This window comes from Achromobacter sp. UBA2119, from assembly GCF_002331005.1.
Taxonomy (GTDB): Bacteria; Pseudomonadota; Gammaproteobacteria; order Burkholderiales; family Burkholderiaceae_B; genus Achromobacter; species Achromobacter animicus.
In genome coordinates, this window is record NZ_DCYD01000016.1 from 105,196 (window position 1) to 121,233 (window position 16,038).

At 58.5% G+C, this 16,038-nt stretch carries 15 protein-coding genes; 9 read left to right on the plus strand and 6 right to left on the minus strand.

Going from position 1 to position 16,038, the window contains the following annotated elements; all coding sequences use genetic code 11:
* Positions 1–264 precede the first annotated feature (264 nt).
* Positions 265–1,272: a site-specific integrase gene (locus tag B3098_RS18855; RefSeq protein WP_254607190.1), complete on the plus strand. Its 1,008-nt coding sequence runs from the start codon at positions 265–267 to the stop codon at positions 1,270–1,272.
* On the opposite strand, the gene B3098_RS18860 is transcribed toward B3098_RS18855, so the two are convergent.
* Genes B3098_RS18860 through mobH form a run of 4 tightly spaced genes read right to left on the minus strand, consistent with a single transcriptional unit; the run spans position 1,262 to position 6,754 of the window.
* Positions 1,262–1,816, minus strand: coding sequence for a hypothetical protein (locus B3098_RS18860; RefSeq protein WP_175156508.1), 555 nt, complete (start codon positions 1,814–1,816; stop codon positions 1,262–1,264). The two genes, B3098_RS18855 and B3098_RS18860, sit on opposite strands and share 11 nt — an antisense overlap.
* A gap of 41 nt (positions 1,817–1,857) precedes the next feature.
* Positions 1,858–2,553, minus strand: a complete 696-nt coding sequence (locus tag B3098_RS18865; RefSeq protein ID WP_263903128.1) for a DUF4400 domain-containing protein — start codon at positions 2,551–2,553, stop codon at positions 1,858–1,860.
* Positions 2,543–4,657, minus strand: a complete 2,115-nt coding sequence (traD, locus tag B3098_RS18870; RefSeq protein WP_175156510.1) for a type IV conjugative transfer system coupling protein TraD — start codon at positions 4,655–4,657, stop codon at positions 2,543–2,545. The genes B3098_RS18865 and traD overlap by 11 nt, the downstream gene beginning before the upstream one ends.
* 3 nt (positions 4,658–4,660) lie before the next feature.
* On the minus strand, positions 4,661–6,754 hold the full coding sequence (gene mobH, locus B3098_RS18875; protein ID WP_175156511.1) for a MobH family relaxase: 2,094 nt from the start codon (positions 6,752–6,754) through the stop codon (positions 4,661–4,663).
* A 1,120-nt stretch (positions 6,755–7,874) separates the two neighbouring features.
* Here mobH and B3098_RS18880 point away from each other — a divergent pair.
* The 8 genes from B3098_RS18880 to B3098_RS18915 all read left to right on the plus strand — a co-directional run bounded on the left by B3098_RS18880 (position 7,875) and on the right by B3098_RS18915 (position 15,547).
* Complete coding sequence (locus tag B3098_RS18880) at positions 7,875–8,441, plus strand: lytic transglycosylase domain-containing protein (protein ID WP_276529890.1); 567 nt, start codon at positions 7,875–7,877, stop codon at positions 8,439–8,441.
* Positions 8,441–9,496 carry a CpaF family protein gene (locus tag B3098_RS18885; protein WP_175156513.1) on the plus strand — a complete coding sequence of 352 codons (1,056 nt, stop codon included), beginning with the start codon at positions 8,441–8,443 and terminating at the stop codon, positions 9,494–9,496. Before B3098_RS18880 ends, B3098_RS18885 begins: the two co-directional genes overlap by 1 nt.
* Entirely contained in the window at positions 9,489–9,860 is a 372-nt protein-coding gene (locus B3098_RS18890; protein WP_088588786.1) for a hypothetical protein, read from the plus strand. The genes B3098_RS18885 and B3098_RS18890 overlap by 8 nt, the downstream gene beginning before the upstream one ends.
* A gap of 4 nt (positions 9,861–9,864) precedes the next feature.
* On the plus strand, positions 9,865–10,197 hold the full coding sequence (locus B3098_RS18895) for a VirB3 family type IV secretion system protein (protein WP_088588785.1): 333 nt from the start codon (positions 9,865–9,867) through the stop codon (positions 10,195–10,197).
* Positions 10,188–12,821, plus strand: coding sequence for a VirB4 family type IV secretion system protein (locus B3098_RS18900; protein ID WP_175156514.1), 2,634 nt, complete (start codon positions 10,188–10,190; stop codon positions 12,819–12,821). Before B3098_RS18895 ends, B3098_RS18900 begins: the two co-directional genes overlap by 10 nt.
* Positions 12,822–13,459: 638 nt before the next feature.
* Positions 13,460–14,221: a hypothetical protein gene (locus tag B3098_RS18905; protein ID WP_088588783.1), complete on the plus strand. Its 762-nt coding sequence runs from the start codon at positions 13,460–13,462 to the stop codon at positions 14,219–14,221.
* A gap of 167 nt (positions 14,222–14,388) precedes the next feature.
* Positions 14,389–14,526, plus strand: coding sequence for a hypothetical protein (locus B3098_RS18910; protein WP_286898397.1), 138 nt, complete (start codon positions 14,389–14,391; stop codon positions 14,524–14,526).
* A 1-nt stretch (position 14,527) separates the two neighbouring features.
* On the plus strand, positions 14,528–15,547 hold the full coding sequence (locus tag B3098_RS18915; RefSeq protein WP_100854042.1) for a type IV secretion system protein: 1,020 nt from the start codon (positions 14,528–14,530) through the stop codon (positions 15,545–15,547).
* Between the two features lie 5 nt (positions 15,548–15,552).
* Here B3098_RS18915 and B3098_RS18920 read toward each other — a convergent pair whose 3' ends face one another.
* Both B3098_RS18920 and B3098_RS18925 read right to left on the minus strand, forming a co-directional pair.
* The gene (locus B3098_RS18920) at positions 15,553–15,714 is read right to left on the minus strand and encodes a hypothetical protein (RefSeq protein WP_157814457.1); all 162 of its coding nucleotides are present in this window, start codon (positions 15,712–15,714) and stop codon (positions 15,553–15,555) included.
* Positions 15,711–15,923, minus strand: a complete 213-nt coding sequence (locus B3098_RS18925) for a hypothetical protein (RefSeq protein WP_100854041.1) — start codon at positions 15,921–15,923, stop codon at positions 15,711–15,713. The genes B3098_RS18920 and B3098_RS18925 overlap by 4 nt, the downstream gene beginning before the upstream one ends.
* Positions 15,924–16,038: the final 115 nt, after the last annotated feature.

The window sequence follows — 16,038 nt, forward strand, 5'->3', positions numbered from 1 at the left end:
TCCTGCGTCCCGAACGCAGTGGTCTTCGAGGCCCGAGCAAAATCGCCAAGCTTTTGAATCGATACGTCTTTGGCTCCGCCCTGGCCCGATTCCAGGACGAAATCCCGCAAGCACTCTGAGCGCTTACGGGCAAAGGACGTCGCGGTTATGCGAAAATATCGATTCATGTCAATATGTTATCATCATTTGCCAGATATTTGCGAATGTCGGTCGTTCGTGACCTCCTCCCCGAGCGCTTTCCGCGCGTAACGGCCGGCCACTGACATGGACCATACTCTCGCATCAGCCCACCACGTTCCCGGCCAACTGGCCCCAGCGCGTCCGCCGATCGATGGCGTGAAGGACCCAGCGCAGAACATCCACGACGAAGGCGTGGTCGACGAGAATCCGACCTACGATGCTGTGATGCAGGTGTACCAGGCGTCCGGCAAAGATACGGAGCGATTTCGGTACAGCCAATTGCAGCTCGACCGCTTCTTCAAGGGGCGTACGGTATGCAGTTTGAGACGTGCCACCGTCAATCGGTACATCACCCTTCGGAAAACAGCTGGCGTCAGCCCTGCTACGATCAACCGCGAGCTGGACGACATGAGCGCGGCGATCAATTGGTACAACTTCCTGCACGAGCTCAACTTGCCAAATGCCCTTGTCGGCATGGCATTGCCGGTGCCCGAAGGCAGAACACGATGGATCACACGGGCCGAAGCGCAGCGCCTGATCTCTGTAGCTCAAGCGATGGCGGTGCGGCCGCACCTTCCCTCGTTTATCCAATTGGCTTTGCACACCGGCTGCCGCCGGAATGAACTGCTCAGGCTGCGTCTGCAGCGCGTGCGCACTGAAGAGGGTCTTATAACGCTCGAAAGCGAAGACACGAAAACAAAAAAGCACCGCATCATCCCGCTTAACGCACCGGCGCTTGAGGCGCTGGACACCATGGCCGCATGGCGCGCGGAACACTGCCCCACATCGCCCTGGGTCTTTCCCTCTCCCCGAGACCACACCAAGCCTTTGAGCACCGTTCAGAAGGGCTTTCGCACCGTCTGCACCAAGGCAAATATCGAAGACTTCCGGATCCACGATCTTCGCCACACATGCGCGTCGTGGCTGGTGATGGCCGGCGTACCATTGCTGGTCGTGCGCGACCTTCTCGGTCACTCGTCTATCGAAATGACGGAGCGATACGCGCATCTGGCTCCGAACCAGGTCCATGACGCCATGCGACGACTGGAAGACGCGTGGCTTCAACAGCCGATGCGTACTGTCAATGCGTGACACCGTTGCGCGCTCCTTCTAACTCCCCGGACGGCTCCAGACCGACGTGGATCGAAAACGGCAACGGACGCCCCGTTGCCGCGAGCGCAAGCAGCAGGTCAATCTGATGCGCATCCTGGTCGCTCAGCACCTCCATTAGTTGCACGCACCGCTGAACGACGTGCATTCGGCGTTGCAGCTTGCGATACATCGCATTGACAATCTGGATGCTGCGTTGAGGCTCCGTCGGGTCCCCAGCCAGAATTCGATTCAAGGCTTGTCGTTCTTGCTCACGCAGGGGAATCCGATTCATCTTTCTTCGTGAAGCTCCCATAGTTTTGCTTTGATCGAACGACTGCTCAGGAATCAGCGTACTCGCGACGGCGTGCAGCCCCATCCCGATCGCGAACAGCTCTGAGCGCCGCTGTGTCTCCGCACCCAATGTACGACCAGGGCGGCCATTGCCCTTCCTTTCGCGAACGCGCAGCACTACGTGCTCCGCACTGGGTTGTTCCTCAACACACAGAAAGACGTCCCCAACTGCAAAGCGCATGATCTCTTTCATTCGTTCATCCTGACCGTCCTAGGACGGCGTTCAGTTCGTTGTTATAAGTATTTCTTGAAGTACTTGGCCATGACCCACACGAGGACCGCGCCACCCACTGCAACGGGTAAGAAGAACAGCGCCAGAGACATCCGGGCTGGCACGATGAGCCATACCACGGCTACCATTGGCACGATGCCCCGATTCAGCAGACGTTTGGCGCGCGTGTGTCGGGTTGCGGATTCATGCCCCCCGCACTCTCGCCGGACGTACCGCGCGACCAGGCCGTCCGTTAGTGCAATCGTCAATAACAACCCGAGCGCCGGCAACGCGCTAAACAGCAATAGCAGTCGGACACCCAGCAGCTCAACGGCGTGCATGGTCACCAGTATCAGCTCGCGGCCCTGCCCCTGTGTGGACCTTTGCATCGCCCCGCCAAGGAGGCTAGGACCCGGCTTCGCCTCGTCGGACAGGGCAGCGGCCACACCAGGCCAACCGAATACCAATGCCCGAGAAATTCCGGCAGCGTCATTGGCGGCCTTCTTATTTGGAGCTTGCTCCAGGTAGTAGTCGACCAGGTCGCTCATGTACCTGGATGGGGCTTTGTCGGTCTGCAAGGCCACCGCGACTGTGAGAGACACCACGATGGACAGGAACATCACCACGATTAGCCAAACTGATAGATGCAGAACGGCGTGAATAGGCCAAAAGAAGGCACGCACCGCATCCTCGCCGGAAGCTCTGTCCTTAGAAGCCACGGCCACTACCCTCCACGGTCACATTGGACGAGACCTCGCCCGCACGCTCAGAGGCTGAAACCGTGCTGTCGAAGTCGTGCATGTCGACGGACAGGCCGGCATCAACTGCGTCCGAATACGCCTTATAGGTCGAACGCATGCTCTTAACGACGTCGGCTAAGCCGGCAGGCATGAGGTGATCAGAATCCTTACTTGCCAAAGGTAGCCGCAGCTTTACGAGCTGACCGCCCTCAATAAGGGCGAAGGCCTGCCCCTTTGGCAACTGCACCAGGTCTGACGGGTCTACTAACGGCACCTCCCGCGGCGAATACTTGTCCTGCGTTCGGGATGTGAAATCGGTTACTCCATCATCTGTTCCATCCCCAGTCGCAGAGTCCAACTGGCGCGTGTAGATCTGTACCTTCGGGAGTTGGTCTGTGAGAATTTCAGCTGTGGGCAGGTTCTTCACTCGGAGCATCACGAGCGTGTTGAAATTGCCGAAGATCTGATCCGCCTTCGCTTTCGACCCGATCCTGGATTCCACATCCGAGCCTGTCTGGGTGTACGCCGTGACCTGATAGCCCGCGCCGCCGGCCTTGTTTACCATCGGAATGAACTCGTCCCCGACAAGCTCATTGAACTCGTCCGCATGGATACACACGTTTCGCTTTTTACCGGGAATTGCCTGTCCATAACCGGAGCCGAATTTGTATAGACGCCCGGCAGTAGAGGTAAGGTCGGCAAACATTGAATTTCCGACTGCGCCGGCGACTTCGAAATCGCTGAGCGCGTCCAGTCCCACATAGACGATTCCGCCTGTGTCGATGATCTTCTGCCAGTCGAATACAGTGCGCGGATCTGAGGGATCCGAATAATCTGGAGACAGGAGCTTGGATACTGGTCCAGTGGTTAGCTTTTCCAGCAGTGGATAGAGAGACGACACCAGCTTCTCAAAATACGATCGGTCGTTTGTGAGAACGCTCGCGAGACCGTCCGCGATCTGGTCATGCCAGCCCTTGTCCCGGATTAGCTTGAGGATCTGGAGCGGATACATCGCTCGACCTGTCTTTTGCGCTTGTGCCTGGAGTTGCTTGTCCGGCTCCGACATCTCGTCACGCCAGCCCATGTGATCGCGGTCGAGCCAGTATTCGAAATACTTCAAGCACAGGTCGTCGATGTTTACCGCGTTTTGATAGATGACCTCATAACTGGGCTTCATCCCCAGCGCCACCATCGCGCGCGCCATCACGTTGATGTAGCGCCAAACGAACTCTCTGAACGCAGCGGCTTGTCCCTCGGACGGTAGCTGACCGGCGAGCCGCGTTGCGACTTCCGTAATACGCGAGAAAGTCGCAATTGGTGAATATCTGGACGAGGCATCCGGATATCCGAGGTGGAAAAAGTGGAAGTCCTTCTCGCGGCCCGCGCGGCATGCTTCCGCATACATTCGGAGCAGCAGCTCAACGTCTCCCTTGGGATCAAAAACAATTACAACGTCGCCGCGGCGAATGTCCTGCGTCACCAGCAATTCGCAAAGGCGAGTCTTGCCGACGCGCGTAGTTCCCAGTACAAGCGTATGCCCGACACGCTCCCCAAGGCTGGACCATATATCGCGCTCGTCGGGCTCGACGCCATGAATAACGGGGTCTCCGCCCACTGGCGGCAGCGGCTTGACCGAGTTCCACCACGCGTCCCTCTTGAGCTGATTTGCGATCCAACCAGAGTGCTGTCGCTCCATCCGACGGGCCCACTGATACAGCTCATTGCGGGCCGTCAAGTGCTTGTATTGTGGAAGGCGGGCGGTGTACAGACGCTGCGTGTGTTCTTGCGTCCAATAGAAGCCTTTACCAAGGAACAACTCTGTTGACGAGCACGGGATCTCGTCAGCGGCAAGCGAATAGGTGGGTAGACTCCGGAGGTTGCGTTGGAATCGGATGAGGCGTCTCGCTTGCCGAGCTCGAATGGCGGCCAGCGAGAGCAGTCCTACACTTAAAACTCCCCCTGTCGCAGGGGTAACCAAAAACAACCCTTGATAGGTCCAAAGCGCACCGACCGATGCAAGTGCGGCCATCGACGAAACTACTTCATATGGGCGCCGAAAGAGGTTCTCGTAAGGGTGGGACATAGATCAGGCGCTCGCACCGGCGGACGCCGATTTCAATAACTGGTTGGCCGCAGGGACGGGCTGAAAGAAGCGTTCCGGTCCGGGGATCAAGATCCCCGTCAACTGTTTGCCGCCTGGACCACTGACGTTGTATCGGTGGAGAAAAGAGCCGCTTCCGCTCTTCTGCGGGTACTCCGACTTTTGAAACTGCTGTTGCAGAACCCGCCACGGCTCCTTGGATGGCGCGCCATCTGTAGACGTGGGCATGTCGATCCGCGCCTCGAAGTTGTCCGCGTAGTCCTTGAAGATCTTTGGCGACACCAGAAGCATGCCTTCTTCACAGAAATGCACTGCGGCGTTGGCCTCGTTGTATGCAATTGATCCAGAACTGACACCGGATTGAATCCAGGCCATGAAGCGCTCTACGTTCGCCTTGCGAGCCGGCATGGCAGGCAGCGCCGCCGGAGCTGGCGCAGCCCTCACACGTGGGGCAACTGGCGCACTCATCAATTCGGGTGCTTCAACCTCTGGGGATTGGACCAGCTCCGGAATCGCGCTATCGATATCGTCGAGATACTGATCATCCGCTTCTAATTCGATCGAGGCAGGTAACGAATTGCTGTCCTGCACCACGCCAACAACATCTGGATCGAGATCATCCATCTCGGGAAGGTCTTCAACGCCGGGGCTCGTGCCAGCAACAGGCGTGTCATCGCCTGCACCAACATCGGTAGCTTCTATGATCGGCTCTTCGTGCGCAGGCGGCATCTGCTCTGCCGGCGCCGATGGCGCCACAGGCGAGGCGGGCGGACAGTGGTCGTCGGCGTTTCCGCCTGCCGCGCCGCGCGGGGCTTTTACATCAACTACAGAGACTGCACCAGGCGGCAGGGCCGCCGGATATTGGGCTGGGTCCTGGAACAGTATCGACAAGGGAAATCGAAGGACGGTAAGGCGTTGGGACCACGTCCCAATCGCGATTTTTACGGTCCAGATGGCTGCACCAGCTTCATTTGATATCGCTGCGCCATATTCCTGCCAGGTGTCGAATAGCCGCGAGTTATCGTCTGGAATGCCCGCTGCGCCAGGCCTACGCTGCTCGGTCTGCGCCAGATGGTCTCTGACAAGCTTGGCAATTGACCCGGAAACGCACCATAGCGACTCACCATCACAAAATCCGACTGCCCCAGCCCGATTGATCGAAACAGACCCTTCTGCCAGAACGCGGCGCAGCCCGCCCATCAACCGTTCGATGAGAGGAACGGCGCGCGCCGATGCAAAGCGCGTTCTCGGACCAGTGGCTAAGTTGCTCGCTACCGATTCCCTGTCGGCTCGACCCACGAGCTCGGCGATCACTCCCTTTCTCTGTTCTCCGCCCAAGTAGTCGAAGAGCTCGTCCATAAGGGGACTATGTTCGCCAATCCAAGCAAGCGCTTTACCTGGAACAAGGGTGCGCAACAAGGGCAACCCCAACCGTTCGTGCTTCCGGTACTCTCTTTGAGCCGGGAAATCGACGGTGTACCAGTCAGCCCCTTGCTCTTGCATTGTTCCGCCCAAAGGCACCCAAGGCTTTGATTCTCCAGATGCGCCTTGGAGCTGCACCACCACGTCGGTAACAGGCTTCCCAATGTCGTGCAGCAGGCCCGCGACGAGCACGGCATACGTGTACCGCGCAGCCAGCCGCGTTTGCTCTTCCGGCGCCACACCCAGTGGGAGTTTGTAGGCATCCCGGAAGTGCAGCGCGTGCGCAGCGACCTCAAGCAGATGCACCAGGAGCCCACCTGGTTGCGCGTGATGATGCGACTCAGACGCTGGAAGTAGCTGAACGAATTCCGCAAATGCCGCTAGCAGCGGACGCACGTCACGCTCGAAATTCTCGGGAGTGAATCCCATGCGCTGGCGAATCAACTCTACGAGAGGCCAGGTCCCTGTGACGTCAAAGAGGCGTTGTGCCGGCAACACTTCCAGGTGCCGCGCGCTCGGAGCCGATTGTTGGACTGGGCCCGGCCCCACCTGCGATTGGCTTGACGTGCCCGTCATCGGCCTCCGCAACCAATACAGCGCGCCGGCGGCTGCGCCCGCACAGGCGAGCAATACAACGTCAGACTCGATTGCCAGCATGATTCGTACTCTCAAGCTGCACCAACGCCGCTGCCAGGTAGCCTCTAACATAACTGCGCCATGCGTCTGCGCCCACGTCCGAGGCGTAAACCACCACAAGCTTGCCCGAAGCGGCTTGAAAGTCTGTAAAGCGCTCGGCGAGGGGGTCCCATTGGCTGGTAGAGTCGATTGTGGCTGCACGCCAACGAGTACACGGCAGGTCGACGAGCCATTCCACGAAGCTAATAGGACTGCTGAACGGGCCACGCAGGCGCTTCAGCTGTTGGCACGCAACGTCGTAGAGTTCCGCACCACCTTCGCCGCTAGTGGCCGTCTGCCAGCCATCAAATCGACCAAGCCAAATAAGGGCAACTGCGAGCTGAGCCCCGTTGCAGACACGCCCTAGCTCGCGGTGCATCTCCGCTTTGGCCTTGTCCGGCAACGGCATTGCCCCAGGCGGCCGAATCGGGCGAAAGGTGGAATGCCGAAGGTATGTCATGGGGCGTGGGCAGCGAGGAAAATGCGACAAGCCTCGCCGCCAGCGTGCTTACGGGTCAATGCGAAAACCAGGCCTCTCCAACACGTAACCTCTTGCGACATGTTGACAAAAGGAGAGCCTCGGTGATCTTCACCGCCCCAAGATCGAGGCGCCCAAAAACCTTTGTCGACCTTTTTGGCCCTTGCGGTTGCCCTTCCCCCTTGGGTTCCGCCCTTAACCCTTAAGCGTTTGCGCCTTTTGAGGGCACATATTTAAGTGCCCGGCCTTTGGTTAGGCCCCTTCCCCTTCGAAGCATTTGGTTTCGTTTGTCACGCAGCAAGAAACGACTACTTCGAAGCACTTTGCTTCCAAACGTTTCCGTCCAGTGGCACGGCGTTGGAAACATACGCCTCACGCCGCTCTATAGACACCAGCCGATATCACACCGTTTAGTGGCTGACAAGCGCAGTCGCAAAGTAACGTTTCGACGCTTTTTAATTCACTAGGTGCCAAATGTCCGACGCGCGGCGAAAGTGCTCACGTCGGCTTCCCTCGTTGCCGATCCGCTGGCTTACCCGCCGGGCTCGGTGCCCGGCGGGGCTTTTTCCTTCAAGGTGCGCCGTGCAGTTCCCAACCAGGTATCGATTCGCCGCAGCCATAGCGATGTGGGCCTTCCTTCCCTCGCCGGCGCACGCTGACTGCATCGCAGCAGCAGCCGCCTACCACCGAATAGACGTCCAACTCTTGCAAGCCATTGTTATGCAGGAATCTTCGGGCAAAGCAGACGCTGTCAATTGCGCCAATTCAAACGCTTCATGCGACTACGGCCTGACTCAGATAAACAGCATGCACCTCGAACGGTTGCAGCGGTTTGGCGTGTCCAAACAGGACCTCTTCAACCCCTGCGTATCCGCGTACGTAGGCGCGTGGATCCTTGCCGAGAATTTTGAACGTCTAGGCGTCACCTGGGATGCCGTAGGCGCCTACAACGCCGCAAGCCCCAACAAGCGTGTGGCGTACGCGAACAAGATCCAGGCAAAGCTCAGTGCGATTCGCGCGGGAACCTTGATCCCTGTCCACGTTCCTTTTGTGCCCCGAGGCGAAAGGGGCCTGCAAGTAGGCCGGATGCCAGCAACACAGCAGGCTGCCGCGGCTGGCCCGACGCTCGCCGCCACGTCGGCCCAACATCAGCCGCAGTCCCAGGCACAAGATTCCGAGGGGCGCCGTTGATGGATATTTCCACCTCCTATGCCGAAGACATCCTCCGCCAGCATTTGAGCGCGATTGAACCCTACCTCGCTTCCGAAGATATCAATGAAGTAATGGTCAACGCTGCTGACGACATATGGGTGGAGGAGCGGGGCGTCATGCGCCGGGTCGACGCCACGTTGAGCGAAGAACAGGTCGATCGAGCGATCACGTTGATTGCCAGCAAGAACGGAAAACCCAACGCCCCGCTGCTCGATGCGCGCCTGCCAGGTCTCCGAATCGCGGCGGCGCGTAAACCCACAGCACTTCGCGGATCCATGCTCTGCGTCCGCCGCTTTGCTGCCCGGCGGATTTCGCTGGACAGCTACGTGGAAAACGGCGCTTTCGACGTCGTCGCGGTGGATCCTTCAGAAGCCGCCAGCGAGCAGCGTGAGCTCAATTCGCTAAAAGCCGCAATGCGACGTGGTGGCTCAACAATCCGGGACTTCTTTCAGTGGGTTGTGGAGCGGCGTCACAACATTGTTCTAAGCGGGTCCACGTCAGCAGGCAAGACGACACTACTCAACGCATTGCTGGACCTCGTTCCTTGCTCGGATCGGGTCATTACGGTCGAGGATACGGCCGAACTACGCTTGAACGTTCCCAACCATGTCGCGCTTGAGGCAAACCAAGCGCTGGGAATCAGCGTCCGCGACCTCGTGAGGCTCAGCCTTCGTTGTCGGCCTGACCGCATTGTTCTCGGCGAAGTACGCGGTGCCGAAGCCTTCGACCTATTGGATGCATTGAATACCGGGCATCCGGGAAGCCAGGTATCTCTACATGCTGACTCCAGCGCGATGGCACTGCCGCGGCTGGAATCAATGTTGCGGATGGCCCCAGAGACCCAGAACTGGCCCTTGCACGACCTCCGCCGCCAGATCGCATCCACATTCAGATTCGTTGTCCACGCCCAGCGCGTCGGGCCATCCAGGGGCCCGCGCGAGATCAGAGAGATCTTGGGAGTGGACGCGAACGGCTCGTACCAAACCCGACTGTTGTTTTCGAAAATCCAACTCCAGGACCAACACTATGAATAGTCCCCGCCTGAACCAGCTCCAAGTATGGGCCCGTGGTCGCTCCCTCGCCAAGCCTGCAGATCGACTACTGCTAATGAGCTATGCAGTAGTTTCCTTGCTCATGCCAGCACCTGCATCTGCGCAGAGCATTTTTGGCGGCCGACTGTGCAGCGGCTTCCAAGCCGTGGTCAACAACGAGCTGATTTCTGTTGTGGTCCTAGTCGCCTGCGTAGGCGCAATTCTGCTGTGGTTGCTCGACGATGGTCAGTCGAAAGTTAAGGTCTTCGCTCTGCGCCTTGCCGGAGGCATAGCTTCGATATTCGGTATTGCGACTGTCGTGGCACTGATATCCGGGCGAAACCTGATGTGCACCATCGGGGCCTAAGGCGATGGACGAACGCGACCTGGTCGACGAGCTCGAAGTCGAGATCGACAAAGCCCTCATCGAGAAGCGCCGCATCATCGGCCTCGACCGTCGAGCTGCTGGCGCGTTCCTATTGCTCGTGCCGCTCTTTGCAGTCATAAGCCGTAGCTTCTGGTTGGCACTCATAGGCATACCTATTTATTTCGGCCTGCGGTACGTGATGAGCAAGGATCCCGACAAGATCGACGTGTACCAGGCGTACAAGACTCAGCACGACCACTACGCACCTCGCGCTATTGGGACCCAAAAGCGGAACAAGCGCCCCTTCGGCTTCGGCAGAGATTTCCCATGCTATTGACAGAGAAAGAGGGCTACCGCCTCGACGCCGGCACGTTGGGCGAACTGGAAGCAGCCCGGGCAAGCGGCCTTGCGCCCACGGCTGAACTGTTGCCGTGGATGTTCCGATACAACGACCAAATCGTCGTCAACAAGGATTCCTCGTTGATGGCCTGCTTCGAGTACACGGGTCCAGACACCGATAGTCAATCATCTGCGCAACTGCTTGGTCTCATGCAGCAAGCTGAACACGCATTTCAGGTCGCCAGCCGCTACCCGTTGACATTCTGGTTCATCACGCATCGTCGAAAGTGTGATCCGTACACCGCCGCGGTCATGCCGGATCCGTACTCTCAGATCGTCGAAGACGAGCGCAGCAACGCGTTCAAGACTAAATCCAACTTCATAAACCGGCACTATGTCGCCATCGCGTTAAGCGCTTCCGCCGGCTTGGATCGCATCGCGGGCAGGTTCTTCCACGCGATGGCCCATGAAAAGGCTGGCCCTGTCCAAGCGATCGTTCACGCGCTTCGTGGCATATGGTCCGACCAAGCCGACTTCGCCTATACGTCGGTGGAGCTCAGTGCTGCAGTCAAGGAGTTTGAAAACCACCTATCCCGGATGCGAGCCAGCCTGCCAGGGCTGACGCTGACAAGGCTCATCGGCGACACATTGGGCGCCTTCTTGGCGTCGTGCGCAGCTCCAGCGGCGCCACGTCGTGCGGAGGTGGCCATGGTCGATTTCCTCGATGAATCGATGGCTAATGGGGAAGTTATACCCGCTGAGGACTACGTCCTGTTCAAAGCCGAGAGCTACAAGCGCATTGGTGTGGTCACGGGCGTGCCAGCCGCGCACCAGTTTTATCCTTCGCGTCTCCGTCCTCATGCGCTGGACGACCTTCTTAAGGTTCCCGGCGAAGTGACAATCAGCCACGTCTATCGAATCCAAGATGCCAGCGCCAGCACTCGAATGATCGAGAAGATGGGGTCATACCACCGCACCAGCGCTTTGGACTTGCGGGCTTTGGCTTCTGTAGCAGCGAACTCCGGCGATCCAAATTACTCGCCGCGCGAGGACAGAGGTCGCGTTGAAGCAGCCGACGAAACGGAAGACCTGAAGAAAGACGTGAACCGGGGAAAGATCGCTTACGGCCAGTACACCCTCAGCGTGACCTCGTTTTCCGCGCCGTTCCAGGGCGAGCGCGTCGAGGATTGGGACGAGGCCATGAAACAGGCCAGAGCTACAGCGGGAAAAGTCGGAGACGCATTGATAAGTGCGAAGTTCTTGCCCCTCGTCGAGACGCTTGGCACCCTATCCACATGGTCTGCGTCCATCCCCGGCGCCTGGCGAGACATCGCGCGCTGGGCACCGCTTCGATCTGAAGTTGTGGCGCGTGCAGTACCGCTGCGCACCGTGTCGCAAGGGTCGAAAGAGAATCGGCACTTGAGCACCACGATGAAGCGCCCATCCCCGGCTCTTGCAGGGCTTCCCACAGATTACGGCACCCCGTATTTCTGGACTGGCTTCTACCATGACATCGGGCACACGCTCGTCTGCGGCGAGACCGGCCTAGGCAAGACAACGATTGTGAACTTAGGCTGGACTTTGTTCCGCAAGTACACCGGATCGGACGTATTCATCTTCGACCGCACATTTTCGAGCCGCATTCCAATCATGATGCAGGGCGGCGTCTACTGCGATCCTGAGGACACCAGCGCAGACCGGCTGACGGTCAATCCACTGTCGTTGATCGGCGAAGTACGACACCTTAAGTTCGTTAAAGACTGGATCTGCACGCTGTCCGAACGACGCGGCTACTCGGCAACCAGCGCCGATCGCGAAGAGCTGGAAAAGGCCCTCCTTGGAACCATAAAGCTGCGGCGCAAAGACTGGAAGCTCCACGCGGTCTACGTCCAACTCCCCGTCGGTTCATTCCGCAATGCACTTTCGGAATGGGTTGGAGATAGCTTAAACGCACGCTGGTTCGATAACGAACTCGATATCTTTGACGAGATCGCCACTGGCCGGGCAGCCGCTGCGTTGGGCATTGAAATGGGAAAGCTCCTGTCTCAGCCAGACGTCCTCGTTCCCTATCTTCTGTATTGCTTCTATCGCATTCAGGACAGGATCGAGAGTCGCAGAAACTCAGGCCTTGTTGCGCCCACCTTCATCGGGTTGCCCGAGGTGTGGGGGTACCTGGAGGAGCCGATATTTGCACGAAAACTGGCGGAATGGATCGACACGTTACGCAAGCTCCTCGGCTGCGTATGGATGGACGCTCAATCGCCTGAGCGCTACATCAACTCCCCAATCTACGCCTCTATCCGCGACAACGTCCCGAACCGAATCGTTCTGCCGTACCCGGCAGCCAAGACGTCACCTTCGCTGCGCAAGGCCTTCACCGAACTCGGCCTGAATCCTCAGCAAATAGACCAATTGGCGGAAGGTACGCCGAAACAAGACTACTTCCTCACGCAGAAGGATGGGTTCATGCGCAAGGTAGCTCTCCGCCTGGACCCGCGATCTTTGGCTGTGCTCAGAAGCGAGCTTGATGCGCAGGCCCTGTTTGACCATCACCGAGCATCCGGCCGTCCGGACTGGCGTGAGGCATATTTCCAGGAGGTGTCACGTGTCCCAAATCCGTAAGTTCGTTGTCGGAGTCGCAGCTACGTTGCTGCTGGCCTCATTGGCCACGCACGCGGCAGGGGCCCTGCCCCACCTTCCAGACACATCGGAGTACGAGCCTGGCGGATCTGAATGGGGATGCGGTGTGTTGCTGTGCCTTGCAGGGATGAAGCCTCCCAGCCAATGCAATGGCTATCTCAATCGCCTATGGCGCGTCTTGAACGCGGTTCCCCCGGGCCCGTTTCCGACATGCGCCATCGCGGGAAACAACAATTACGCCAAAAAATCGCGGGAGCCCTATGACCTTTGCCCAACAGGCTATACGCCGGCTCGCCGCGGCCAATTCGTCGCTCAAGGTGCGGCGACTGACGAGACAAGGCCCTTGCGGCCTAAGTACCTCCTTCAGGGAAGCTACGCCCCATCGGAGTCGAGCAGCGACGACGGTGGCTCGGCCGGTGCACGTGCGTGCGTGAGCGGGTATGTGGGTCAGTTGGACGTCTGCGATAACTGCGGTCTCGGTGGCGACGCAGGCGGCGGCGTACCGACGACCGTAAACGTGTACAGCAGCGTCGTGTGGTTGCCATACAAGGGGCCACGCGCGATCGACGTAATCATCGACGGTGCAATCTACAACCGTGTTCATTATTGAGGAGCCGAGCATGCAATCACCAACCCGAAGGACGTTCATCCGCGCTGCCACGGCGGTCGCCCTAAGTTGCATCACCGCGGCGCCGAGGGCATCGGGGATTCCGACCTTTGACGGCGCCAACTTCGCGCAACAACTGCTGAGCGTTATGAACCAGACCCAGCAGCTGACTCAACAGACGATGATGGTGCAACAGAACATCACGAACCTACAGCGCCTGGGCGGCAACGTGCTGAACCTGGCGGATCAGGCTTATGGGGGCCAAGGCCTGTCCATGCGCGATCTCGTTTCGAGTGTCTCCGACCTGTACCAGGCGGGGTCGCAGCTTCAGCGCATGTACGACAGCGCCAGCGCTGAGATGAAGTCGCTAGACATGACGCCTGAGCGCTGGGGGACGGCCTATGTTCACCTCGCACAAACTAAAGGCGGGGTCTACCGCAAACAGCTAGACCAGGACTTTGCAACGATGGAGGCCTTCGCGTCTCGTGCCGCGAATCTCCGGCAGTTGTCCCGACAGATACCGGGCATTGAGGGAAACGTCCAAGGCCTGCAGCTGCTGAACCAGCAGTCGAGTGTCTTGGCCGGGGAGCTTCTTGAAATGCGCAGCCTTATGCAGCGTCAGGTCGTCCTCGATCTACAAGACCGAGCAACGAAAGAAGACCTCAACAAGCTATCCGTGGAAGGTGCCCAACTGCGTTACGACGCGGTCGCGAAGGAAGCTGCCAGCAAGCGCTCCGCCATCGGAAAGATGCCGGCACTCGAATTCGGTCTATAGACATGACTGGAAAGCCTCTCCGGCGGGTGCTCTTGGTCCTTTGCCGTAGTCGTCACGAGCTCAGAATCGTGTGCAGGGAGCGGCGTAGGTATCGCGTTGAAATAGCCGCGCGCGGGAGACTTGAGCACAAACCGCTACGTGCCGCAGCGAAATCCCTGCGCCTTTCGGTGGCCCTCGCCATCGTGCAGATCGACTGCACATCACCCAATGCGCTCGCCGGCTTTATTGCCGTCGTGATTGCGTTGACGGCGCTTTACGCGCTCGACGCCGGCGTGCGAACGCTCGGCTGGCAATTCGGAGGCTGATGTGGACGTCGCAAGCCTATTCAATCAAGCGTTCTCGGCGGTCAACACGGCAGGCTTTGCCATGGCCGATATCTTCAAAGAAGAAGGCCTGATCATCCTGTCCGTTGGAGCGTCCGGCACAGCCGTGTGGTTCCTGTTACGCGACTATTTTTTAGCCAGCGACACCGTCAAGTTTCTGGTGAGCCTGTTCAACCTGATCTTGAGGATGGGGGTTGTCATGGTAATCGTCCAGAGCATGAACGGGGTGCCGCGCGATATGTTCGTTACGGCCACTCAAGAGGCCGCGACCAAGATTACAAAGGGCTCGGCGAATCCCGTCGAAATACTGAAGCTGACGATGGATACCATTTCGCTAATTGCCGACGGCAAGCGGAAGGAATCTGAAAAGTCGCTCTATTGCAAGATCCACGGTGGATGGTCGCTGAACCCTCTGGACTGGATCGTCGACTCCCGTCCTTCAGAATGTGTCAGCAAGGATCAGATTGGCTTCTTCGAGATCCTAAAGAACCTGCCGATTATCTTGGTGATCTTCCTGTGCCAAGTACTTGCCATCATCGCGATGGTGCTGATGTCGATCGCATTCATCGTCGTCCTGCAAATGTCGTATGTCATGTTGCAGCTCGGCCTGGCCCTTGGTCCATTGCTCGTGGGCCTCTCCATCATTCCGGCCGTCTCATTTTTGTTCGATGGCTGGCTGCGTTTCATGATCGCCGCGTCGCTGCAGCAGTTAGTCGCGTGGTTCGTCGCTGTTCTGGTAACGAAAGGGATCGTCCCGACTTTGGTCGGTTTCTACGACAAGATCGACAGTCGAAAAGAAGCTGATCTCTATTTCGCTTCGAATGAGATCGCGATGATCGCTATCGCGCTTCTTGGCTTTATCGCAGCCTTCATGATGTGGCAAGTTCCAGGTCTTGCTCAAGGGCTCGTGTCGGGCGGCAGCTCTAACGCACAGAGCTTCGGGCGCGGAATGGTAGGCCGAGGTGTGGCCGCGAAAATCCTGCGTAGCGGAGGCAAGCGGTAATGCGATCAGCCTTCCCGCGCTTCGCGGTCCCAGTCTTCTTCCCATTCTTTGTCGAAGCGGGTCGCGTAAGTCTCGCCGCCGCCTTCCTCGCGGCCGGCCGAGGCGAACCCCTTCAGGAAGGCGCGCGCCAAGAGCCCGAGAACAACGAAGCCAACAAGTCCGCTCATTTTTTCTCTCCAGCAGCTGCGTTTGCAGGGCAGTCCATGCCCGCCAGGCAAAGCGGTGTCATCTGCTTGAAAGACTCGCGCTTCGCCACGCTGGATTGCTCAATCGACATAGTTGCAGCGCGCTCTTGCGGCTTCTGTAGCGCAAATACCGTCGCGCCGCCGGCGATCGCGACGACTGTGAGCAGCAATACGAGTTTTGCTCTGGACATGGAAAGTACCCCATACGTTTCTTGTTCGACGGATCCGAGTCTACCAAACGGCAATTCGGATCATTCTGGTATGGAGGGCCTCCGCATGGGCGCCCTGCCCGCTGGTTTGGCCAAG

What these genes read in the sequence shown, in the direction of transcription:
- B3098_RS18855 (WP_254607190.1), top strand. Translation starts at nt 265, where the DNA reads ATGGACCATACTCTCGCATCAGCCCACCACGTTCCCGGCCAACTGGCC.
- B3098_RS18860 (WP_175156508.1), bottom strand. Translation starts at nt 1,816, where the DNA reads ATGAAAGAGATCATGCGCTTTGCAGTTGGGGACGTCTTTCTGTGTGTT.
- traD (WP_175156510.1), bottom strand. Translation starts at nt 4,657, where the DNA reads ATGTCCCACCCTTACGAGAACCTCTTTCGGCGCCCATATGAAGTAGTT.
- mobH (WP_175156511.1), bottom strand. Translation starts at nt 6,754, where the DNA reads ATGCTGGCAATCGAGTCTGACGTTGTATTGCTCGCCTGTGCGGGCGCA.
- B3098_RS18880 (WP_276529890.1), top strand. Translation starts at nt 7,875, where the DNA reads ATGTGGGCCTTCCTTCCCTCGCCGGCGCACGCTGACTGCATCGCAGCA.
- B3098_RS18885 (WP_175156513.1), top strand. Translation starts at nt 8,441, where the DNA reads ATGGATATTTCCACCTCCTATGCCGAAGACATCCTCCGCCAGCATTTG.
- B3098_RS18890 (WP_088588786.1), top strand. Translation starts at nt 9,489, where the DNA reads ATGAATAGTCCCCGCCTGAACCAGCTCCAAGTATGGGCCCGTGGTCGC.
- B3098_RS18895 (WP_088588785.1), top strand. Translation starts at nt 9,865, where the DNA reads ATGGACGAACGCGACCTGGTCGACGAGCTCGAAGTCGAGATCGACAAA.
- B3098_RS18900 (WP_175156514.1), top strand. Translation starts at nt 10,188, where the DNA reads ATGCTATTGACAGAGAAAGAGGGCTACCGCCTCGACGCCGGCACGTTG.
- B3098_RS18905 (WP_088588783.1), top strand. Translation starts at nt 13,460, where the DNA reads ATGCAATCACCAACCCGAAGGACGTTCATCCGCGCTGCCACGGCGGTC.
- B3098_RS18920 (WP_157814457.1), bottom strand. Translation starts at nt 15,714, where the DNA reads ATGAGCGGACTTGTTGGCTTCGTTGTTCTCGGGCTCTTGGCGCGCGCC.
- B3098_RS18925 (WP_100854041.1), bottom strand. Translation starts at nt 15,923, where the DNA reads ATGTCCAGAGCAAAACTCGTATTGCTGCTCACAGTCGTCGCGATCGCC.